This is a genomic window from Elioraea tepidiphila DSM 17972 (genome assembly GCF_000378465.1).
Classification (GTDB): Bacteria; Pseudomonadota; Alphaproteobacteria; order Acetobacterales; family Acetobacteraceae; genus Elioraea; species Elioraea tepidiphila.
On sequence record NZ_KB899911.1, the window covers coordinates 37237 to 54909 of the forward strand.

Here is a 17673-nt window from a genome sequence, read left to right on the forward strand (position 1 = left end):
GAGTGGCGCGATGGCCGGCGATCCCCTGGTGCTCGACAGCGTCACCCACCTGCCCGACGGGGTGCGCGGGCGCGCCGCGCTCTGCGCCTCGCATGGCGGCATCTATTCGGGGTGGTATGCGGCGCATCGCGGCCTCGGCGGCGTGATCCTGCACGATGCCGGCATCGGCCGCGACCGCGCCGGCGTCTCCGGGCTCGACTGGCTCGCGCGCATCGCCGTGCCGGCCGCCGCGATCGGGCATCTCTCGGCGCGGATCGGCGACGGCGCGGACGGGCTCGCGCGCGGGGTGCTGAGCACGGTGAACGCGCAGGCGGCCGCCCTCGGCCTTGCGGTGGGCATGCGCGCGGCCGAGGCGCTGGAGCGGCTCGCCGCGGCCGATCTGCTGGAACCGCCGCACGTGCCCGAGATCGCCGAGGCGCGCGCCGAGATCGCCGAGGCCGGCCGCGCCGGGATCCGCGTCTTCGCGCTCGATTCCAACAGCCTGGTCGTGCCCGAGGATGCGGGCCACGTCGTCGTGACAGGCAGCCATGGCGGGCTGCTCGGCGGCCGGCCGGAGACGGCGGTGAGGCAGCCCGTGCTCGCCGCGGTCTACAACGACGCTGGCGGCGGCATCGATGGCGCCGGCTTCTCGCGCCTGCCCGCACTCGATGCGCGCGGCATCGCCGGCGCCACCGTGGACGCGGCAAGCGCGCGGATCGGCGAGGCCATGTCCACCTGGACCGACGGCATCGTCTCGGCCGTCAACGACACGGCCGCCCGCATGGGCGGGCGCGTCGGCCAGACCTGCCGCGCGTTCGTTCACGCGCTGCTCGACGCCGCGGCGCGCAAGATCGCCTGAGGGGACCACGCCACGCATGGATGCCACGCCGGTTTCGAACACGCTGCGCCGGATGACGGGCGGGGCCGCACTCGCCGAGATGCTGAAGCTCGCGGGCGCCGGTCCGATGTTCGGCATGGGCGGGTTCCAGCTGCTGCCGTTCTACGAGGCGTGCCGCGCGCTCGGGCTCAGGCACGCGCTGATCAATGACGAGCGCTGCGGCGCCTTCGCCGCTGATGCCTATGCGCGCGTGACCAACCGGCCCGGCATCTGCGACGGCACGCTGGGGCCGGGGGCGACCAACCTGACCACCGGGCTGATCGAGGCGCTGAACGGCGGCATGCCGATGATCGCCATCACGGGCGGCGCGAACCGGCAGCACGCCTGGAAGAACATGACGCAGGAGGCGCGCCAGTTCGACATCCTGCGCCCCGCGGTGAAGGAGGCGATCCGGATCGAGGTGACGTCGCGCGTGCCCGAGCTCTTGCGCCGCGCCTTCGCGGTCGCGACCTCGGGCCGGCCCGGCCCGGTGCTGATCGAGGTGCCGGAGGATGTCGCCCATGGCGAGCACGAGTTCGACGCCGCCGAGTTCTGGATCGATCCCGGCACGCTGAAGGCGCAGGCGCGGCGCACGCGGCCCGACCCGGACCTGCTGATCGCGGCCGGGCGGATGCTGGCCGAGGCCGAGCGGCCGCTGATCCTGGCCGGCGGCGGGGTTCACCTGTCGGAGGCCTACGACCCGCTGCTCACACTCGCGGAGGGGGAGGGGATCCCGGTCGCGCACACGATGTCGGGCAAGGGCGCGATCCCGTGCACGCACGCGCTCTCGGCCGGGCTGTTCGGCCGCTATGACCGGATCGCCAACGCGATGATCGCCGAGAGCGACTGCCTGCTGGTGGTCGGCTGCAAGCTCGGCGAGATCGCGACCAGGCGCTTCGCGCTGATCCCGCCGAGCAAGCGGCTGATCCATATCGACATCGTCGCCGAGGAGATCGGGCGCACCACGCGCGCCGATGTCGCGCTGGCCGCCGATGCGCGCCTCGCCCTCGCCGATCTTGCGGCGTTCCTGGGCGACGGCAGCGCGCGCGCGCGCGGTCGCGCCGAGTGGGTCGCCTCGGTGCCGAAACGCATGGCCAAGTGGCGCCAGGGCGCGCGCGAGCGGCTGGAGTCCGCCGAACGGCCGATCAATGTCGGGCGGCTGATGGGCGCGCTCAACCGCGTGCTGCCGGCGGATGCGGTGCTGGTCGCCGATGGCGGCTTCGCCGCCCATTGGGGCGGGCTGTTCTTCGACACCAAGCAGGCCGGCCGGACCTTCGTCCCCGATCGCGGCTTCGCCTCGATCGGCTACGGCGTGCCGGGCGGGATCGGCGCGCAGCTCGGCGTGGGGCCGAAGCGCCGCGTGGTCGCGCTGACGGGCGATGGCGGGTTCAACATGTCGATGGGCGAGCTCGAGACCGCGCGCCGGCTCGGCGCCGCGATCGTCGTCTGCATCTTCAACAACGCCGCCTCGGGCTACGTGAAGGCGCTCCAGCACGCGGTGTTCGGGCCGGGCAACTACCAGTCCTCCGACCTCGCCGAGATGGACTATGCGGCGGTCGCGCGCGCCATGGGTTGCCACGGAATCCGGGTCGAGGACCCGGAGGCGCTGGAGGACGCGTTGCGCGAGGGGCTCGCCAACACCACCTCCCCGACGGTGCTCGACATCGTGGTGACGCGCGATCCGGCGCGGATGCTGCCCGGTGTCGACAACCGCACCCTCACGGTCCAGAAGGGCGACCGGCCGGTATGATCGTCGCCGCGGCGGGCAGCCGCCACACCAACCCTGCCCGCCGCGGCGCGTAGAGCAGGAGAACCCCCATGACCCCGTGCATCATCGGCTGGGCGCATTCCGCCTTCGGCAAGCGCGAGGAGCCGGATGTCGAGGCGCTGATGGCGACCGTGGCCGCCGATGCGCTGGCGCATGCCGGCGTGGAGCCGGCGGATGTCGGTGCCGTGCATGTCGGCGTGTTCAATGCCGGGTTCTCGAAGCAGGACTTCTTCGCCTCGATGGTGTTCCAGGCGCTGCCCGCGCTGCGCTTCACCCCGGCGACCCGGCACGAGAACGCCTGCGCCACCGGCTCGGCCGCGATCCATGCGGCGCTCGCCGACATCCGCGCCGGCAAGGCGCGTGTGGCCCTCGTCGTCGGCGCGGAGAAGATGACCGCGTCCTCGCCCGCGCAGATCGCCGATGCGCTGCTCGCCGCGTCCTATCGCCGCGAGGAGGACCAGGTCGAGGCAGGCTTCGCCGGCATCTTCGGCCGCATCGCGCAGACCTATTTCCAGCGCCACGGCGATGCCTCGGACGCGCTCGCCGCGATCGCGGCGAAGAACCACAGGCACGGGGTGGGCAACCCCTATGCGCAGATGCGGCGCGATCTCGGCTTCGAGTTCTGCCGCACGGTGAGCGAGAAGAACCCGCTGGTCGCGGGGCCGCTGAAGCGCACCGATTGCAGCCTCGTCTCCGACGGCGCGGCGGCGCTGGTGATCGCCGACGAGGAGACGGCGCGGGGCATGGCGCGCGCGGTCGGGTTCCGCGCCGCGGCGCAGGTGAACGACTTCCTGCCGATGTCGAAGCGCGACCCGATCGCGTTCGAGGGCTGCGAGCTCGCCTGGAAGCGCGCGCATGACGCCGCCGGCACGACGCTGAACGACCTCTCCTTCGTCGAGACGCATGACTGCTTCACCATCGCCGAGCTGATCGAATACGAGGCGATGGGGCTCGCGCCGCGCGGCCAGGGCGCGCGTGTCGCGCTCGACGGCACGACCGCGAAGGGGGGGCGCCTGCCGGTGAACCCCTCGGGCGGGCTGAAGGCGAAGGGCCACCCGATCGGCGCGACCGGCGTGTCGATGCACGCGCTCGCGGCGATGCAGCTCATGGGCGAGGCGGGCGAGATGCAGGTGCCTGGAGCCACGCTCGGCGGCGTGTTCAACATGGGCGGGGCGGCGGTCGCGAACTACGTCTCGATCCTGGAACGCCTGCGCTAGGGCGGTTTCCACAAGAGTGGAAACCGCTCCGGTCATTCCCTGCGAGCATCTTCACGCACACGGCTGAGTCCGGCCGCGTGCGATCCGCTCTAGGGCCGCCATGGCAGCGTCCCCGCCGGCAGCCGCCGCGCCGCCAGCGTGGCCGCCGCCATCAGCCCCGCCATCAGCGCGAGCGCGAGGCACGACACCGCGGCCGCCTGCGCCGACTGGCCGCTCTCCTGGAGCGTGAACACCAGCACGCCGAGCGTCTGCGTGCCCGGGCCGTAGAGCAGCACCGACACCGTCACCTCGTTGATCGCGGTCAGCGCCACCAGGATCGCCCCGGCCGCGAGCGCGGGCGCGAGCGGCGGGGCGTGGATCGACACCACGCGGCGCAGCGTGCCCGCGCCCATGCCGCGCGCGGCATGATCCAGCAGCGGATCGAGCCGCGCGGCGGCGGCGGCCACGGGGCGCAGCGCCAGCGCCTGGAAGCGCGTCAGGTAGGCGAGCAGGATCACGGCGAGTGAACCGTAGAGCGCCATGCCGCCCGGCACCGAGAGCACCACCAGGATCGCCGCGACCGCCGTGCAGGTGCCCGGCAGCGCGTAGGGCAGGTCGGCGGCGGCGGAGCCGAGCTTCACCTCGCGCCGGCGCAACGACAACGCGATCGGCAGGGCGGCCAGCGCCAGGATCGAAGCCGCGCCGAGCGAGAGGGTCAGCGAATTGCCGATCGCGCGCGCGGTATGCGAGCCGGGCGCCAGCGCGGCGGTGAAGTTGCGCAGCGTGATCGTCTCGGCGCCGATCTGCACGCCCACGGCCGGCACCAAGGCGGCCGCGGCGAGGGCGGCGAGCGGCACCATCAGCACGGCGGCGAGATAGGCGAGCACCAGCGCCGCCACGCCTCCTCGGACCCTGCCGAGCGCGATCGGCGCGAAGGGCAGCCGCCCGGCGAGCGGCGCGGCGCGCGCGGCCCAACCCTGCAGCGCCAGCGCCGGCGCCGCCATCGCGGCGAGCAGGAGCGCGATCGCCGCCGCCTCGGCGAGCGCGGTCGCCCCGCCGGTCGAGAGCTTCTGCCAGATCAGCACGGTCAGCACGATGTAGCGCGCCGGGATGCCGATCAGGGCGCCCACGCCGAAATTGCCGAGGGCGGCGACATAGGCGAGCCCGGCGCCGGCCGCGAGCGCGGGGGCCAGCAGCGGCCAGACCACGTGCCGGAGCGCCGCCTCCGGCGCGGCACCGAGGCCGCGAGCGGCCATCACCGCCTCGCCCGGAACGCGGCGCAGCGTCGCGGCCAATGTCAGGAACACCAGCGGCGTGCCCTGCACGCCGAGCAGCAGCATCATCCCGCCCGGGCTGTACACCGGGTTGGTGGTGCCGAGCGGCGGGGCGAGGTCGAGCGCCAGCAGCAGGGGCGAGGACGGTCCCGCGGCCTGGATCCAGCCGAGCGCCATCACCTGCGGCGGCACCAGCACCGGCAGCACGGCGCAGAACACCATCGCGCGCCGCGCCGGGACGGGGCCGCGCAGCAGCAGCGCCCAGGCGAGGGCCGCTCCCAGCACCGCAGCGAAGCCGGCTGCCCCGCACGCGACCACGAGCGAACGCCAGGCCGCGCGCCAGATCGCCGGATCGGCGAGCGTCGCGCCCGGGCCGGCCGCACCCTCCGCCAGCAGGCGGATGAGCGGCACGGCGCCGATCAGCACGAGCCAGAGAAGGGCGAGAGCGGCGAGCCCCCGCCCGTCACGCGCCATGAAGTCCGGTCAGCTCCCCGTCAGCGCCGCGAAACGCTTCAACGTCGCCTCCTGCTCCCGCGCCGCCCGCGCGGCGTCGAGGGGCATGATGCGGATCGTGCGCGGATCGGGGAAGCCCGGCGGCGGTGCCACCGACGGATCGGCCGGCAGGAAGCCCTGGCTCGCGGCCAGGCGCTGGCCCTCGGGCGAAAGCAGGAAGTCGAGGAAGGCGATCGCGGCCGGCACGTTGCGCGCGGTGGACAGGATCGCCGCCGGCTCGGTGATGGCCGACACACCGTCCTCCGGAAACACGAAGCGCACCGGTGCGCCCTTCGCCGCCTCGCGGATCGGCAGGTAGTCGATCACGATGCCGAAGGCGCGCTCGGCCCCCGCCACGGCCTGCATCACCGGGCCGTTGCCGCCGCGCGCCTGCACCCCGCCCTCGACCAGCTTCTCGATATAGGGCCAGCCGAGGGCCGGGTTCTGGGTCAGCGCCAGCACGTGGATCGCGGCCGCGCCCGAAACGGCGGGGGAGGGCATCGCCACCTGGCCGCGCGCGCGCGGATCGACCAGATCCGTCCAGCGCGCGGGCACGAAGGGCGCGCGCAGATGGTGCATGATGCCGGTGGTGATCAGCTTGGTGCCGAAATAGCTCCGGTCCGCCGCAACGTGATCCTCCGGCACGCCGGCGGTCTTCACCTCGGGCGAGGGGCGCAGCCGCCCTTCCGCCTTCAGCCCCTCGAAGGTCAGGCTGTCGGCGAGCAGCAGCACGTCCGGGCGCGGGGCGCCGGCGGCGATCTCGGCGCGCAGCCGGGTCATGATCTGGCCGGTGCCGCCGCGAATCCACTCCACCTGCACGCCGGGATGCAGCGCCTTGAACGCCTCGACCGTGCGCGCGGCGTCGGGTTCGAGCTGGCTGGTGTAGAGCACGAGCGTGCCCGAGACCGCCGCGCGGGCCGGGCGCAGCGCGGGGAGGGCGAGGCCCGCGAGGGCGAGGCGGGCGAGGGGGCGGCGGCCGAGCAGCATGGAGGGACTCCCGTTATCGTGCGGCGCGCGGTGATCTATGCCGGCGCGGCCCCGCCCGGCAGGGGGTGGCGTGTGAAGTTCTGATGACGTCGGCGAGGGAAGGACGCAAGGGATGGGTCCGGCGACCGCGATGAATCTGGGCCGGCTGCTGACGCAGACGGCGCGGCGGCTGCCCGATCGGCTGGCGCTGGTGCAGGGCGACCGGCGCCTCACCTGGGCCGAGCTCGACGCGCGGGTCGATCGCTTCGCCGCGGTGCTGCGCGCGCATGGCGTCGGCCATGGCGACCGCGTGCTGGTGCACAGCCGCAACACGGTGGCGATGTTCGAGAGCCTCTGGGCGGTGCTGAAGGTCGGCGCGGTCTGGGTGCCGACCAATGTGCGCCTGACCCCGGCCGAGGTCGCCTATCTCGGCGCGGCGAGCCGGGCCAAGGCGATGCTGCGCGACCAGGGCTTCGCCGGGCACGCCGAGGCCGTGCGCGCCGAGAGCCCGGCGCTCCGGACCGTGCTCGCGGTCGGCGATGCCGGGCCAAGCGAGGTCGATCTCGAGGCGGCGATGGCGGCCGCGCCACCGCCTCCCCCGGACCACGAGGCCGACGTGGCCTATGGCGACGCCTGCTGGTTCTTCTTCACCTCCGGCACGACCGGGCGGCCCAAGGCGGCGGTGCTGACGCACGGGCAGATGTCGTTCGTGGTGGCCAACCACCTCGCCGACCTGATGCCCGGGCTCTCGGAGCGGGACTGCGCGCTCATCTGCGCGCCGCTCAGCCACGCCGCGGGGCTCCATGCGCTCGCGACGGTGGCGCGCGGCTGCCCGAGCGTCATGACCGCCTCCGAGCGCTTCGATCCGGAGGAGGTCTGGCGGCTGGTCGAGGCGCACCGCGCGACGACGATGTTCGTGGTGCCCACCATGCTGACCCTGCTGGTCGATCACCCCTCGGTCGATCGGCACGACCACACCTCGCTCCGTCACCTGATGTATGCGGGGGCACCGATGTACCGCGCGGATCAGAAGCGGGCGCTCGCCAAGCTCGGCGGTGGCTGCCTGACGCAGTATTTCGGCCTCGGCGAGGTGACCGCCAACATCACCGTGCTGCGCCCGGACCAGCACAGCCTGGAGGATGATCCGGCGTTTCCGCTCGGCTCCTGCGGCATGCCGCGCACGGGGATGGACGTGGCGATCCTGGACGAGGCCGGCCGGCGGCTGGCCCCGGGCGAGACGGGCGAGATCTGCGTGCGCGGCCCGGCGGTGTTCGCCGGCTACTTCGAGAACGGGGCCGCGAACGCCAAGGCCTTCGCCGGCGGCTGGTTCCACACCGGCGATCTCGGCCACCTGGACGCGCGCGGGTTCCTCTACATCACCGGCCGGGCCTCGGACATGTACATCTCAGGGGGCTCGAACATCTATCCGCGCGAGATCGAGGAGGCGATCCTGACCCATCCCGCGATCGCCGAGGTCGCGGTGGTCGGCCTGCCGCACCCCAAATGGGGCGAGGCGGGGGTCGCGGCCGTGGTTCCGAAGCCGGGGGAGGCGGTGGACGAGGCGGCGATCCGCGACCATCTCGCCGGTCGCATTGCGCGATACAAGCAGCCGCTTCGGATCGTTTTCTGGGATTCGTTGCCGAAATCCGGCTACGGCAAGGTGCCGAAGGCGCTGGTGCGCCAGCGCCTGGAGGCAGAGGGGGTCGGGTTCGCCGACTGATCGGGTCGCGTCAGCCCCGGGTTGCCCGGTTCGCGGTTGACCCGACCTGCGATTGTCTTATTTACCGTGACAGACCGAAGGCGCCGCCGGCTTGCGCCGCCGCGACCGCGAGGATGACCCCGATGACACTGCCTCTGATGCCGAAGGCGACGGCCGTCTGGCTGATCGACAAGACATCGCTCACCTTCGAGCAGATCGCCGAGTTCACCGGCATGCACCCGCTGGAGGTGCAGGCGATCGCGGATGGCGACGTGGCGGTCGGCATCGTCGGGCATGACCCGATCGCCTCCGGTCAGCTGACGCGCGAGGAGATCGCGCGCTGCGAGGCCGACCCCTCCGCGCGGCTCAGGCTCTCGCCGATGACGGTGCAGCTGCCGAAGCCGAAGGCCAAGGGCGCGCGCTATACCCCCGTTGCGAAGCGCAACGACCGGCCGGACGCGATCGCCTGGCTGCTCCGCAATGTGCCGGTGCTGTCGGACCAGCAGATCTGCAAGCTGCTCGGCACCACCAAGGAGACAGTGCAGAAGATCCGCGACAAGACCCACTGGAACAGCGCCAACATCAAGCCGCGCGATCCGGTGATCCTCGGGCTTTGTTCGCAGAGCGACCTCAACCGCGAGATCAACCTCGCGGTCGAGAAGGCCGAGCGCGAGGGCCGTCCGATCCCGATGCAGCCCGAGGCCGCCGGGCACCACTGACGTCCGGTCGGAGGAGCTGGCGCGTCAGTTGATCATCCCCGGCGCCGCGAGGCGCGGAATCGCCAGCACGAGATCCGGGAACAGGATCACCAGCGCCAGCACGCTCAGCATCGGGACCAGCATGATCGACACGTCCTTCATCGCGTCGATCACGCGGATGCCGCCGATATGCGAGGCGATCATCAGGCAGAGCCCGTAGGGCGGTGTCACCAGCCCGAAGGCGAGGCTGATGATGCCGATCAGGGCGAAATGGATCTGGTCCATGCCGACCGCGCGGGTCATCGGCTGGAGGATCGTGCCGACGATGATGATCGAGGGGATCGCGTCGAGGAAGCAGCCGACGATCAGGAACACCCCCGCCACCATGAACCCGGTGCCGGTGATGCCGAGGCCCCAGGTCGCGACGCCCGCCAGCATGTGTTGCGGGATCTGGTAGTAGGCGAGCAGCCAGCCGAACGCGCTCGCGGTGCCGACACAGAACAGCGCGACCGAGGCGAAGCGCCCCGTGTCGAGCAGCGCGCCCCAGAACCCCTTCGCGTCCATCTCGCGATAGACCACGAACGACAGCACGGTCGCGTAGAGCACGGCGATGCAGCCGCTCTCGGTCGCGGTGAACCAGCCGAACAGCTTGCCGCTGACGATCATCAAGGGGGTGAGCAGCGCCGGGATCGCGTGCGCCGCCGCGCACAGGATCTCGCGGACGGTGGCGCGCTCGAACACCGGATAGTTGCGGCGCTTCGCATAGACGTAGACCGTGCCCATCAGCGCCAGCGTGATCATGATCCCGGGCACGATCCCGGCGAGGAACAGCCCGCCGATCGAGACCGTCAAGATGCCGCCCCAGACGATCATCAGGATCGAGGGCGGGATGATCACCGCCAGCACCGACGAGCACGCCGTGATCGCGACCGAGAAGCGCAGATCCATCCCGAGCTTCACCTGCGCGGGGATGAAGATCTTCGACTGGCTCGCCGCATCGGCGGTGGAGGAGCCCGAGATGCCGGCGAAGAAGAACGACAGCACGACGTTCACCTGCGCGAGCCCGCCGGGCACATGGCCCACCAGTGTCCGCGCGAGTTCCATCAGCCGGTTGGTGATGCCGCCCGCATTCATCAGGTTGGCGGTGAGCAGGAAGAACGGCACCGCGAGCAGGATGAAGCTGTTGTAGGCGTTGAAGGTCTCACCGATCAGCAGCAGCGGCCCGAGCCGCGGCTCGATCAGCGTGATCGGCAGGACCGCGAGACCGAGCGCGAACGCCACCGGCACGCGCAGCGCGAGCAGGCCGAAGAACAGCACGAACAGGATCGCCGCCGCCTCGGCCGGCGACAGCACATTGCCGCCGAACATCAGGCGCGCCGCCCCGTCAGCACCAGCGCGGCATCGATCACGCGCTCGCCGGCGAACAGCATCCAGGACGCTCCCGCGATCGGCCAGGCGATGTGGATCAGCCAGAGCGGCAGTTCCGCGAGCTCGCTGATCCGGAACCAGGCGAAGTCGGTGTACTCCCAGCCCCACCAGAAGAAGGAGACGGCGAGCACCAGGATCGCCCCGTTCGCGAGCAGATCGAGTGCGGCGCGCGCGCGCGGCGTCAGGCTCGGCCAGAGATCGACCACGAAATGCCCCGCCTCGCGCACGCCCACGATCGAGCCGAGCATGATCATCCAGACGAGAAGGAAACGGGCCATCTCCTCGGTCCAGATGTAGTGCGGGATGAACGGGACGAAGCGGCTGACCACCTGCATCGTCACCGGCAGCACCAGGATGCCGAGGCAGAGGGCCAGCAGCACGCGCAGCAGCGCCGCATAGAGATCGGTCACGCGCCGCAGCATCCCGGGCGCGGAGTGGCTGGTCATCAGGGCGATCCGGAAAGAGGAAGATGCCGGGGCGGCACGCACCGCCCCGGCCGCACCATCAGCCGACGAGTCCCTGCATGCGAGCGAGGATGCCGTCGGCGCCGATCTCGCGCGCGTAGGCCGCGATCACGGGATCGACCAGGCGCTTCATCTCGCCGCGCTCGGGGAAGGGGATGCGGCGGAGCCGCCCCGCGCTCTCCAGTGCCACGAGCTTCTGCTCGTCCTCGCTCGACTCGACCTCGCGCCCATGCGCCCCGCCCTCGCGGCCGGCCTTGAGGATCGCCTCCTTCAGGTCTTCGGGCAGGCGGGCGAAGGTGTGCGCCGAGAAGCAGAGCGGGCGGATCGTGATCGCGTGCTGCGTCATGATGAGGTTCGGCGCGACCTCGTAGAAGCGCATCTGCTCCACGCCGGCGGCCTCGTTCTCGCCCGCCTCGATCACGTTGTTCTGGATCGCGTTGTAGACCTCGTTATAGGCGATCACGGTCGGGCTCATGCCGGCGGCCTGGAAGGTCCGGCTCCAGATCGGCGCACCCTGCACGCGGATCTTGAGCCCGCGCAGCTCCGCCATGTTGCGCACCACCTTGTTGGCGAAGATGTTGCGCACGCCGCCGCCCGCATAGCCGATCAGCATCACGCGCGCGCGACTTGCCACCTCGTCCGCGATCGGCTTCAGCACGTCCTGGTCCAGCACGCGGTTCCAGTGCGCGAGGTCGTTGAACAGGAACGGCGCGTCGATGAACGGCGCGGCGCGCGAGAAGGTGGACATGTGCGCGGGCGAGACCACCGCGTAATCGACCGCGCGGCCCTGCGCCATGTACTCGAAATACTGCTTCTCCAGCCCGAGCGAGGAGTTGCGGTGCAGCACGAAGTTGATCGGCTTGCCGTAGTAGTGCTTCACGCGCTCCTCGAAGCGCAGCATCGCCTTGTTGAAGGCGTGCTCGTCGCTGAACTGCGAGGCGCCGTTCAGCGTGATCGCCTGGGCGCGCGCGGTGTGCAGGGCCGGGGCGGCAAGCGCGGCGCCGGCGGCCCCCGCCAGCAGATGACGTCGACGGATCATGCGGTTCCTCCTCCAGGCTTATCGCCGGCGTCTCCGATCCGGCTTCGGCGTAACCATACAGTTACCCCATGAGCCGCGATAGCCCCTGGGCGCGGGGCGGCGGATCGTTGCCATGGGCGAACGCTTGCCGCATCGTCCGGCCTTCCGCCATGATCGTCCCGCATCCTCGCGGCCCGATCGCGCCGCCCAACCAAGCCGGACCATGGCCGCACCGACCAGCCTCGTCAGCCTCGTGCCGCAGAGCGGCATCCAGTTCATCGACCTGCTGGTGGACGCGCAGGCGCTGCCGCGCCTCACGCGCGCGTTCTGGGAGGAGGACCTGCCGGAGGACCCCGGCCCCGACGGGCGGCCGCGCATCGCGCTGCGCGAGCTCGTCGCCGATCCGGCCGACGGCACGCTGTTCGATCCCGTCACCGGCACCCGCCCGCCCGAGGAGCGCATCTATCAGATCAACCTCGCGCGCGCGCTCGAGCCGTTCCTGAATGTCTGGACGCCGCTGCCCTTCTTCCAGATGGGCGACCCGGACGCGACCGGGGCGGCCGCGATCGAGGACGGGCCGACCAACTGGGCGCGCATCCGGCTGAGCCCGCTTTCCGCGCCTGACCGGCATGGCAACACCCACGCCATCACCCTCGCCTTCGACACCGCGCTTGCCCCGCGCGTGAAGGGGCAGGTCTATGCCGCGCTGCCGCCCGCCACCGAGGAGCTGCTGTTCGGCCTGGTGCCGGACGCCGCGCGCAATGCCTGGTTCCTGCGCCAGGCCTGGGTGGACCAGTGGCTGGAGGCGAATTTCCGCGAGGCGCGCGAGGCGGCGCGCGGCCGCAGGCTGCGCCCCGAGGACATCCCGTGGCGGGCCGAGCACTGGGCGCGCTACCTCACCTTCCTCGCGATCCTCGAGGAGTCCGGGCTGATCCCGCGCGTGCGCACGATCGACATCGCCTCCGAGCGCCTGCCCTACCGGCCGATCGATGTCGATCTCGTGCTCGATCTCGGCAACAGCCGCACCTGCGGGATGCTGGTCGAGGAGCACCCCGACCGGCCGCTCGACTTCAACAACGGCACCGTGCTGCGCCTGCGCGAGCTCTCCGCGCCGCACCGCACGCACCAGTTGCCGTTCGAGAGCCGGGTCGAGTTCCACCGCGCGAGTTTCGGCCGCGACGGGCTCAGCCACAAATCCGGGCGCACGCTGGCATTCCATTGGGGCAGCCCGGTGCGCGTCGGGCCCGAGGCGGTGCGGCTCGCGGCCGAGGCGCGCGGCAACGAAGGCGCGACCGGGCTCTCCTCGCCCAAGCGCTATCTCTGGGACACGCGGCCCACCGCGGTGGTCTGGCGCTTCAACGGCGCCGCGCCGGACGGCACGACCGAGCCGCCCGTCAGCGGCTGGTTCATGGAGCACGTCTCGGAGGAGGGCGAGGTGCTGGAGACGATCGGCCATCGGCTGATCCCGGGCGTGCGCGCGCGCTTCTCCCGCTCCTCGCTCGCGACCTTCATGCTGGCCGAGCTGCTGATGCAGGCGCTCAGCCAGATCAATGCGCCGGATCATCGTGCCGCGCGGGGATCGATCCATGTGCCGCGAAGGCTGCGCCGGCTCGTTCTCACCCTGCCGCCGGCGATGCCGCTCGCCGAGCAGCGCATCCTGCGGATGCGCGCCCAGGCAGCGGTGGATTTCGCCTGGCGCCTGATGGGCTGGTCGGAGCCGGGGGCGGGCCTGCCGCGGCCGCCCGCCAAGCCCGAGATCATCGCCAATCTGGACGAGGCGACCGCGACCCAGCTCGTCTGGCTCTACAACGAATGCCGCTGGCGGCTGAAATCCGAGCCGAGGCTGCTGTTCGCGCTGCAGGGCAAGGTGCGGCGCGGCTACGGCGACGAGCCGTCGCTCCGCATCGCCTCGATCGACGTGGGCGGCGGCACCACCGACCTGATGGTGGCGACCTATGTCGCCGAGCACGGCCAGACCATCCTGCCGAAGCAGAATTTCCGCGAAGGCTTCCGCATCGCCGGCGACGACCTGCTTCAGTCCGTGATCGAGACGGTGCTGCTGCCGCGCATCGAGCGCGCGATGGCGGAGGCGGGCGTGGCGGGGCCGAAGGCGCTCCTGCGCGAGCTGCTCGCGGGGGCGGCGGCCGGGCAGAGCGAGCAGGAGCGGCATCTGCGCCGCCAGTTCGTCGCCCTCGTGCTGGAGCCGATCGGGCTCGCGGTGCTGCACGCCTATGAGGGGCTGAAGGGGCGCGAGGCGGGCGAGGTGCTGCGCGCGCCGGCCGGCCGGCTGCTTGCCGGGCTGCCGAGTGTCGGTCGCGCGGTCGCCTATGTCGAGGAGCAGGCGCGCGCGCGCGGCGGCGCGGCGTTCTCGCTGATGGAGGTCGAGATCGTCGCGACCGCCGCGCAGATCGATGCCGTCGTCACCGCCGTGCTCGGCCCCGTGCTCGCCGACCTGCTGGAATGCGTCCATGCCTTCGATGTCGATGTGCTTCTGCTCTCGGGCCGGCCGTCGCGGCTGCGCGCGGTGCGCGAGGCGGTGATCGCGCGGCTGGCCGTGGCGCCGCATCGCGTGGTGCCGATGGACTCCTATCCCGTGGAGCAGTGGTATCCGTTCCGCGATCCGACCGGGCACATCGCCGATCCGAAGACCACCGCCGCGGTGGGCGCGATGATCAGCGCGACCGCCGAGGGCAGGCTCGAAGGCTTCCTGCTGCGCTCCTCGCGGCTCGGCATGCGCTCGACCGCGCGGGTGATCGGGCTCATGGACCAGTCGGGACAGATCCGCAACGAGAACGTGAAGCTGCGCGACCTCGACCTCGAACGCCTGCCCGCCGCGGGCGAGACCTCCTTCACCCTCGCCTTCGCCGCGCCCGCCTTCCTCGGCTTCCGCCAGCTCGACCTGGAACGCTGGACCGCGACGCGGCTCTACCGCCTGGAGTTCGGCAATCCGGCCTCGGTACGGCGGCTCGCCCTGCCGTTGACGCTGACCATCACGCGCGGCGAGATCGATCCCGACCGGCCGGATGCCGAGGAGAAGCGCGAGGCGTTCACCATCACCGAGATCACCGATGCGGAGGGCGATACCGTGCAGCGCCAGCAGGTGGTGCTGCGCTTGCAGACCGAGGCCGAGGAGGCCGGCTACTGGCGCGACACCGGCGCGCTGAAGGTGCCGTGACATGACGGACGCGACACTTCCCGAGGATCGCGCGCTGGCCGATCGCGCGCTGCGCGTGGCCGGGGCGACGGCGGATGCGCTCGCCTGGGCGGCCCGGCACCCCGAGGCCGCGCGCGAGGGCGGGGCCGCGCTTGCGCGCGACCTGCGGCGCTTCGGCCTGCGGGCGAAGAAGCTCGCCGCCGCGGCGGCGCGGCCGATGTGCGTCTCGGTGTTCGGGCCGAGCCAGTCCGGCAAGAGCTATCTGATCTCGGCACTCGCGCGGAAGGGCACCGAGCCCGTGCGCGTGCTGCTCGGGGCGGAGGCGATCGATTTCGTCGCCGAGATCAATCCCGAGGGCGGCAAGGAGGCGACGGGGCTCGTCACGCGCTTCACCATGCGGCCCACGCCGGGCCTGCCCGGCCGGCCCGTCACGGTGCGCCTGCTGACCCAGACGGATGTGGTGAAGATCCTCGGCAACTCGTTCCTCGAGGACTTCAACCGCGACGCCGTGGTGCCGCTGCCGCAGGCCGAGGTCGCGTCTCTGATCGACACGCTGCGCCATCGCGCCGGGCCATCGCCCTCGACCGTGGTGGACGAGGACGCGGTATTCGACCTCCAGGAGTATTTCGAGCGCTATTTCCGCGGCCATCCGGTGATCCTCTCGCTCGGCGCGGGGTTCTGGCGCGAGGCGGCGGCGCTGGCGCCGCGCCTGTCGGTCGCCGATCGCGCGCGGCTGTTCGGCGTGCTCTGGAACGGCATCGGCGCCTACACCGAGACCTGCCGCCGGCTCACCGAGGCGCTCGCCGCCCTCGGCGACCCCGACGAGGCGTTCATGGGCACCGAGGCGCTGATGCCGCGCACGGCCAGCATCATCGATGTCGAGACGCTCGCCGGGCTCGGCGCGCCGGACGGGCGGGCGAGCCTCGAGATCGCCACGCGCGACGGGCGCAAGGCGAGCCTGCCGCGCCCCGTCGTCGCTGCGCTGGTGGCCGAGCTGCGCCTGACGCTCTCCCAGCAGCCCTGGGATTTCTTCGCCGGCACCGACCTGCTCGACTTCCCCGGCGCGCGCTCGCGCGAGGTTCTGTCGGACGCGGAGGCCTATCTCGCCGAGCCCGCGCGCGTCGCGCCGCTCTACCTGCGCGGCAAGGTCGCGTATCTCTACCAGCGCTACGTCGCCGAGCAGGAACTCACCTCGATGCTGCTCTGCATCGGCCCCTCCAACCAGGAGGTGCGCACGCTGCCGGGCATGGTGAAGGAGTGGGTGGACGCGACCCACGGGGCCACGCCGGAGGAACGCGCGAAGCAGGCGACCGCGCTGTTCGTGGTGCTGACCAAGTTCGACATGGAGTTCGAGGAGAAGCGCGGCCGAAAGGAGGACGAACCCGGCCAGGGCACGCGCTGGGCGACCCGCATCGAGGCCTCGATCACGCGCTTCCTTGGGCTCGAGCACGCCTGGCCGCAGGAGTGGACCCCCGGCCAGCCGTTCAACAACACGTTCTGGCTGCGCAACCCCAACGTGGCGGCGCGCGCGCTGCTGACCTATGACGCGGAGGGGCGCGAGACCGGCGAGCTCGATCCGGCGCGCATGCGCCGGCTGCGCGACGAGTTCCTCGGCACGCCCGAGGTGCAGCGGCATTTCGCCGATCCCGCGCGCGCCTGGGACGAGGCGATGCGGCTCAATGACGGCGGCGTGACCTATCTCGCCGAGCGTCTCGCGCCCGTCTGCAACCCGGCGCTGAAGCGCGGCCAGGTGGCGGCGCGGCTCGCCACGCTCACGCGCCAGATCGCCGCCCGGCTCGACCCGTTCCACGTCTCGGACGATCGCGAGACGGAACGGGCCAAGCGCAAGGCCGAAGGCCAGGCGCTGGTGCCGCATCTCGCCGCCTGCCTCCAGGCGCAGCGCTTCGGGCTGATGCTGCGCGCGATGCAGGTCGAGACCGAGGCGCTGGCGCACAGCTTCTACCGGCTCTTGCTGCACGCGCCCGAGGATGGCGCCCGGCCCGCGCCCGTCACCGGCGCGGCGGTGCGGGCGGCGGAGCTGCACGACGACCTCGCCGGGCTGTTCGGCGCCGAGGCCGCGCCCGCGTCCGCGAAGGCGGAGTCGCGCACCGACATCGCCGACCAGCTCGCCGAGGCCGCGCTCACCGAGTGGCAGGAGCGGCTGCGCAGTTTCGGTGCCGATCCGGCCACCGCGTCCTTCCTGCTGATCCCGCGCGAGCAGGCGACGTTCCTCGCCGCGCAGGTCGCGGTCGGCGCGGGCTGGCAGGATCTGCGCGGGACGATCGCGGGCGCGATCCGCGAGCGGACGGGCTTCCACGAGCGCCTCGCCGACAGCCTGGTGAAGCCGGTGATGATCGCCGAGCGGGCGGTGAACGATTTCGTCGCGACGCTCGGCTTCGACCGGATGAAGGAGGCCGACCGGCCGCGCACGCCGCGCGAGAACCGCGTCGTCTTCGCCCCGCGCGAGGCGGCGGAGGACCTGCCGGCGCTGGGGCCGCTGCCGCGCCCGTTCGAGCGCGAGTTCGCGGTGGACTGGATCACCGCCTTCGCCCGCCTGGTCGATCTCAACGTCGATCACGCCTTCGGCGGGCGCATCGACAGCGAAGCGAACGCGGCGCTCGGCCGCATCCTCGGCGTGCTGCGCCAGGCGGCCTGAGCGG

Annotated in this window: 12 protein-coding genes; 7 read left to right on the forward strand and 5 right to left on the reverse strand. The window is 72.1% G+C overall.

Annotated features, from left to right (window positions below):
* The first annotated feature begins 10 nt into the window (after window positions 1–10).
* The 3 genes from F563_RS21205 (at window position 11) to F563_RS0101735 (ending at window position 3841) form a co-directional block, all read left to right on the forward strand.
* Window positions 11–838 carry a hypothetical protein gene (locus F563_RS21205; RefSeq protein ID WP_019012915.1) on the forward strand — a complete coding sequence of 276 codons (828 nt, stop codon included), beginning with the start codon at window positions 11–13 and terminating at the stop codon, window positions 836–838.
* Window positions 839–854: 16 nt separating this feature from the next.
* Window positions 855–2606, forward strand: coding sequence for a thiamine pyrophosphate-binding protein (locus F563_RS0101730; RefSeq protein WP_019012916.1), 1752 nt, complete (start codon window positions 855–857; stop codon window positions 2604–2606).
* Window positions 2607–2674: 68 nt separating this feature from the next.
* The gene (locus F563_RS0101735) at window positions 2675–3841 is read left to right on the forward strand and encodes an acetyl-CoA acetyltransferase (RefSeq protein ID WP_019012917.1); all 1167 of its coding nucleotides are present in this window, start codon (window positions 2675–2677) and stop codon (window positions 3839–3841) included.
* Between the two features lie 89 nt (window positions 3842–3930).
* On the opposite strand, the gene F563_RS0101740 is transcribed toward F563_RS0101735, so the two are convergent.
* On the reverse strand, window positions 3931–5568 hold the full coding sequence (locus tag F563_RS0101740; protein WP_019012918.1) for an ABC transporter permease: 1638 nt from the start codon (window positions 5566–5568) through the stop codon (window positions 3931–3933).
* Window positions 5569–5577: 9 nt separating this feature from the next.
* Window positions 5578–6573, reverse strand: coding sequence for an ABC transporter substrate-binding protein (locus tag F563_RS0101745; RefSeq protein ID WP_019012919.1), 996 nt, complete (start codon window positions 6571–6573; stop codon window positions 5578–5580).
* 112 nt (window positions 6574–6685) lie between these two features.
* Between F563_RS0101745 and F563_RS0101750 the strand changes: the two genes are divergently transcribed.
* Together F563_RS0101750 and F563_RS0101755 are read left to right on the forward strand one after the other, a co-directional pair.
* A complete protein-coding gene (locus tag F563_RS0101750) occupies window positions 6686–8272 on the forward strand; it encodes an acyl-CoA synthetase (RefSeq protein ID WP_019012920.1) in 1587 nt (528 codons plus the stop codon).
* A gap of 122 nt (window positions 8273–8394) precedes the next feature.
* Window positions 8395–8970, forward strand: coding sequence for a DUF1013 domain-containing protein (locus tag F563_RS0101755; protein ID WP_019012921.1), 576 nt, complete (start codon window positions 8395–8397; stop codon window positions 8968–8970).
* Between the two features lie 24 nt (window positions 8971–8994).
* Here the strand turns inward: F563_RS0101755 and F563_RS0101760 are convergent, their stop codons facing one another.
* Genes F563_RS0101760 through F563_RS0101770 form a run of 3 tightly spaced genes read right to left on the reverse strand, consistent with a single transcriptional unit; the run spans window position 8995 to window position 11880 of the window.
* A complete protein-coding gene (locus tag F563_RS0101760; protein ID WP_019012922.1) occupies window positions 8995–10317 on the reverse strand; it encodes a TRAP transporter large permease in 1323 nt (440 codons plus the stop codon).
* The gene (locus tag F563_RS0101765) at window positions 10317–10823 is read right to left on the reverse strand and encodes a TRAP transporter small permease (RefSeq protein WP_019012923.1); all 507 of its coding nucleotides are present in this window, start codon (window positions 10821–10823) and stop codon (window positions 10317–10319) included. The genes F563_RS0101760 and F563_RS0101765 overlap by 1 nt, the downstream gene beginning before the upstream one ends.
* 58 nt (window positions 10824–10881) lie before the next feature.
* Entirely contained in the window at window positions 10882–11880 is a 999-nt protein-coding gene (locus tag F563_RS0101770; RefSeq protein WP_019012924.1) for a TRAP transporter substrate-binding protein, read from the reverse strand.
* A 202-nt stretch (window positions 11881–12082) separates the two neighbouring features.
* Between F563_RS0101770 and F563_RS21210 the strand changes: the two genes are divergently transcribed.
* Both F563_RS21210 and F563_RS21215 read left to right on the forward strand, forming a co-directional pair.
* Window positions 12083–15034, forward strand: coding sequence for a virulence factor SrfB (locus F563_RS21210; protein WP_019012925.1), 2952 nt, complete (start codon window positions 12083–12085; stop codon window positions 15032–15034).
* Window position 15035: 1 nt separating this feature from the next.
* Window positions 15036–17669 (forward strand): virulence factor SrfC family protein, encoded by a 2634-nt coding sequence (locus F563_RS21215; protein WP_019012926.1) that lies wholly within the window; start codon window positions 15036–15038, stop codon window positions 17667–17669.
* The last annotated feature ends 4 nt before the right edge of the window (window positions 17670–17673 follow it).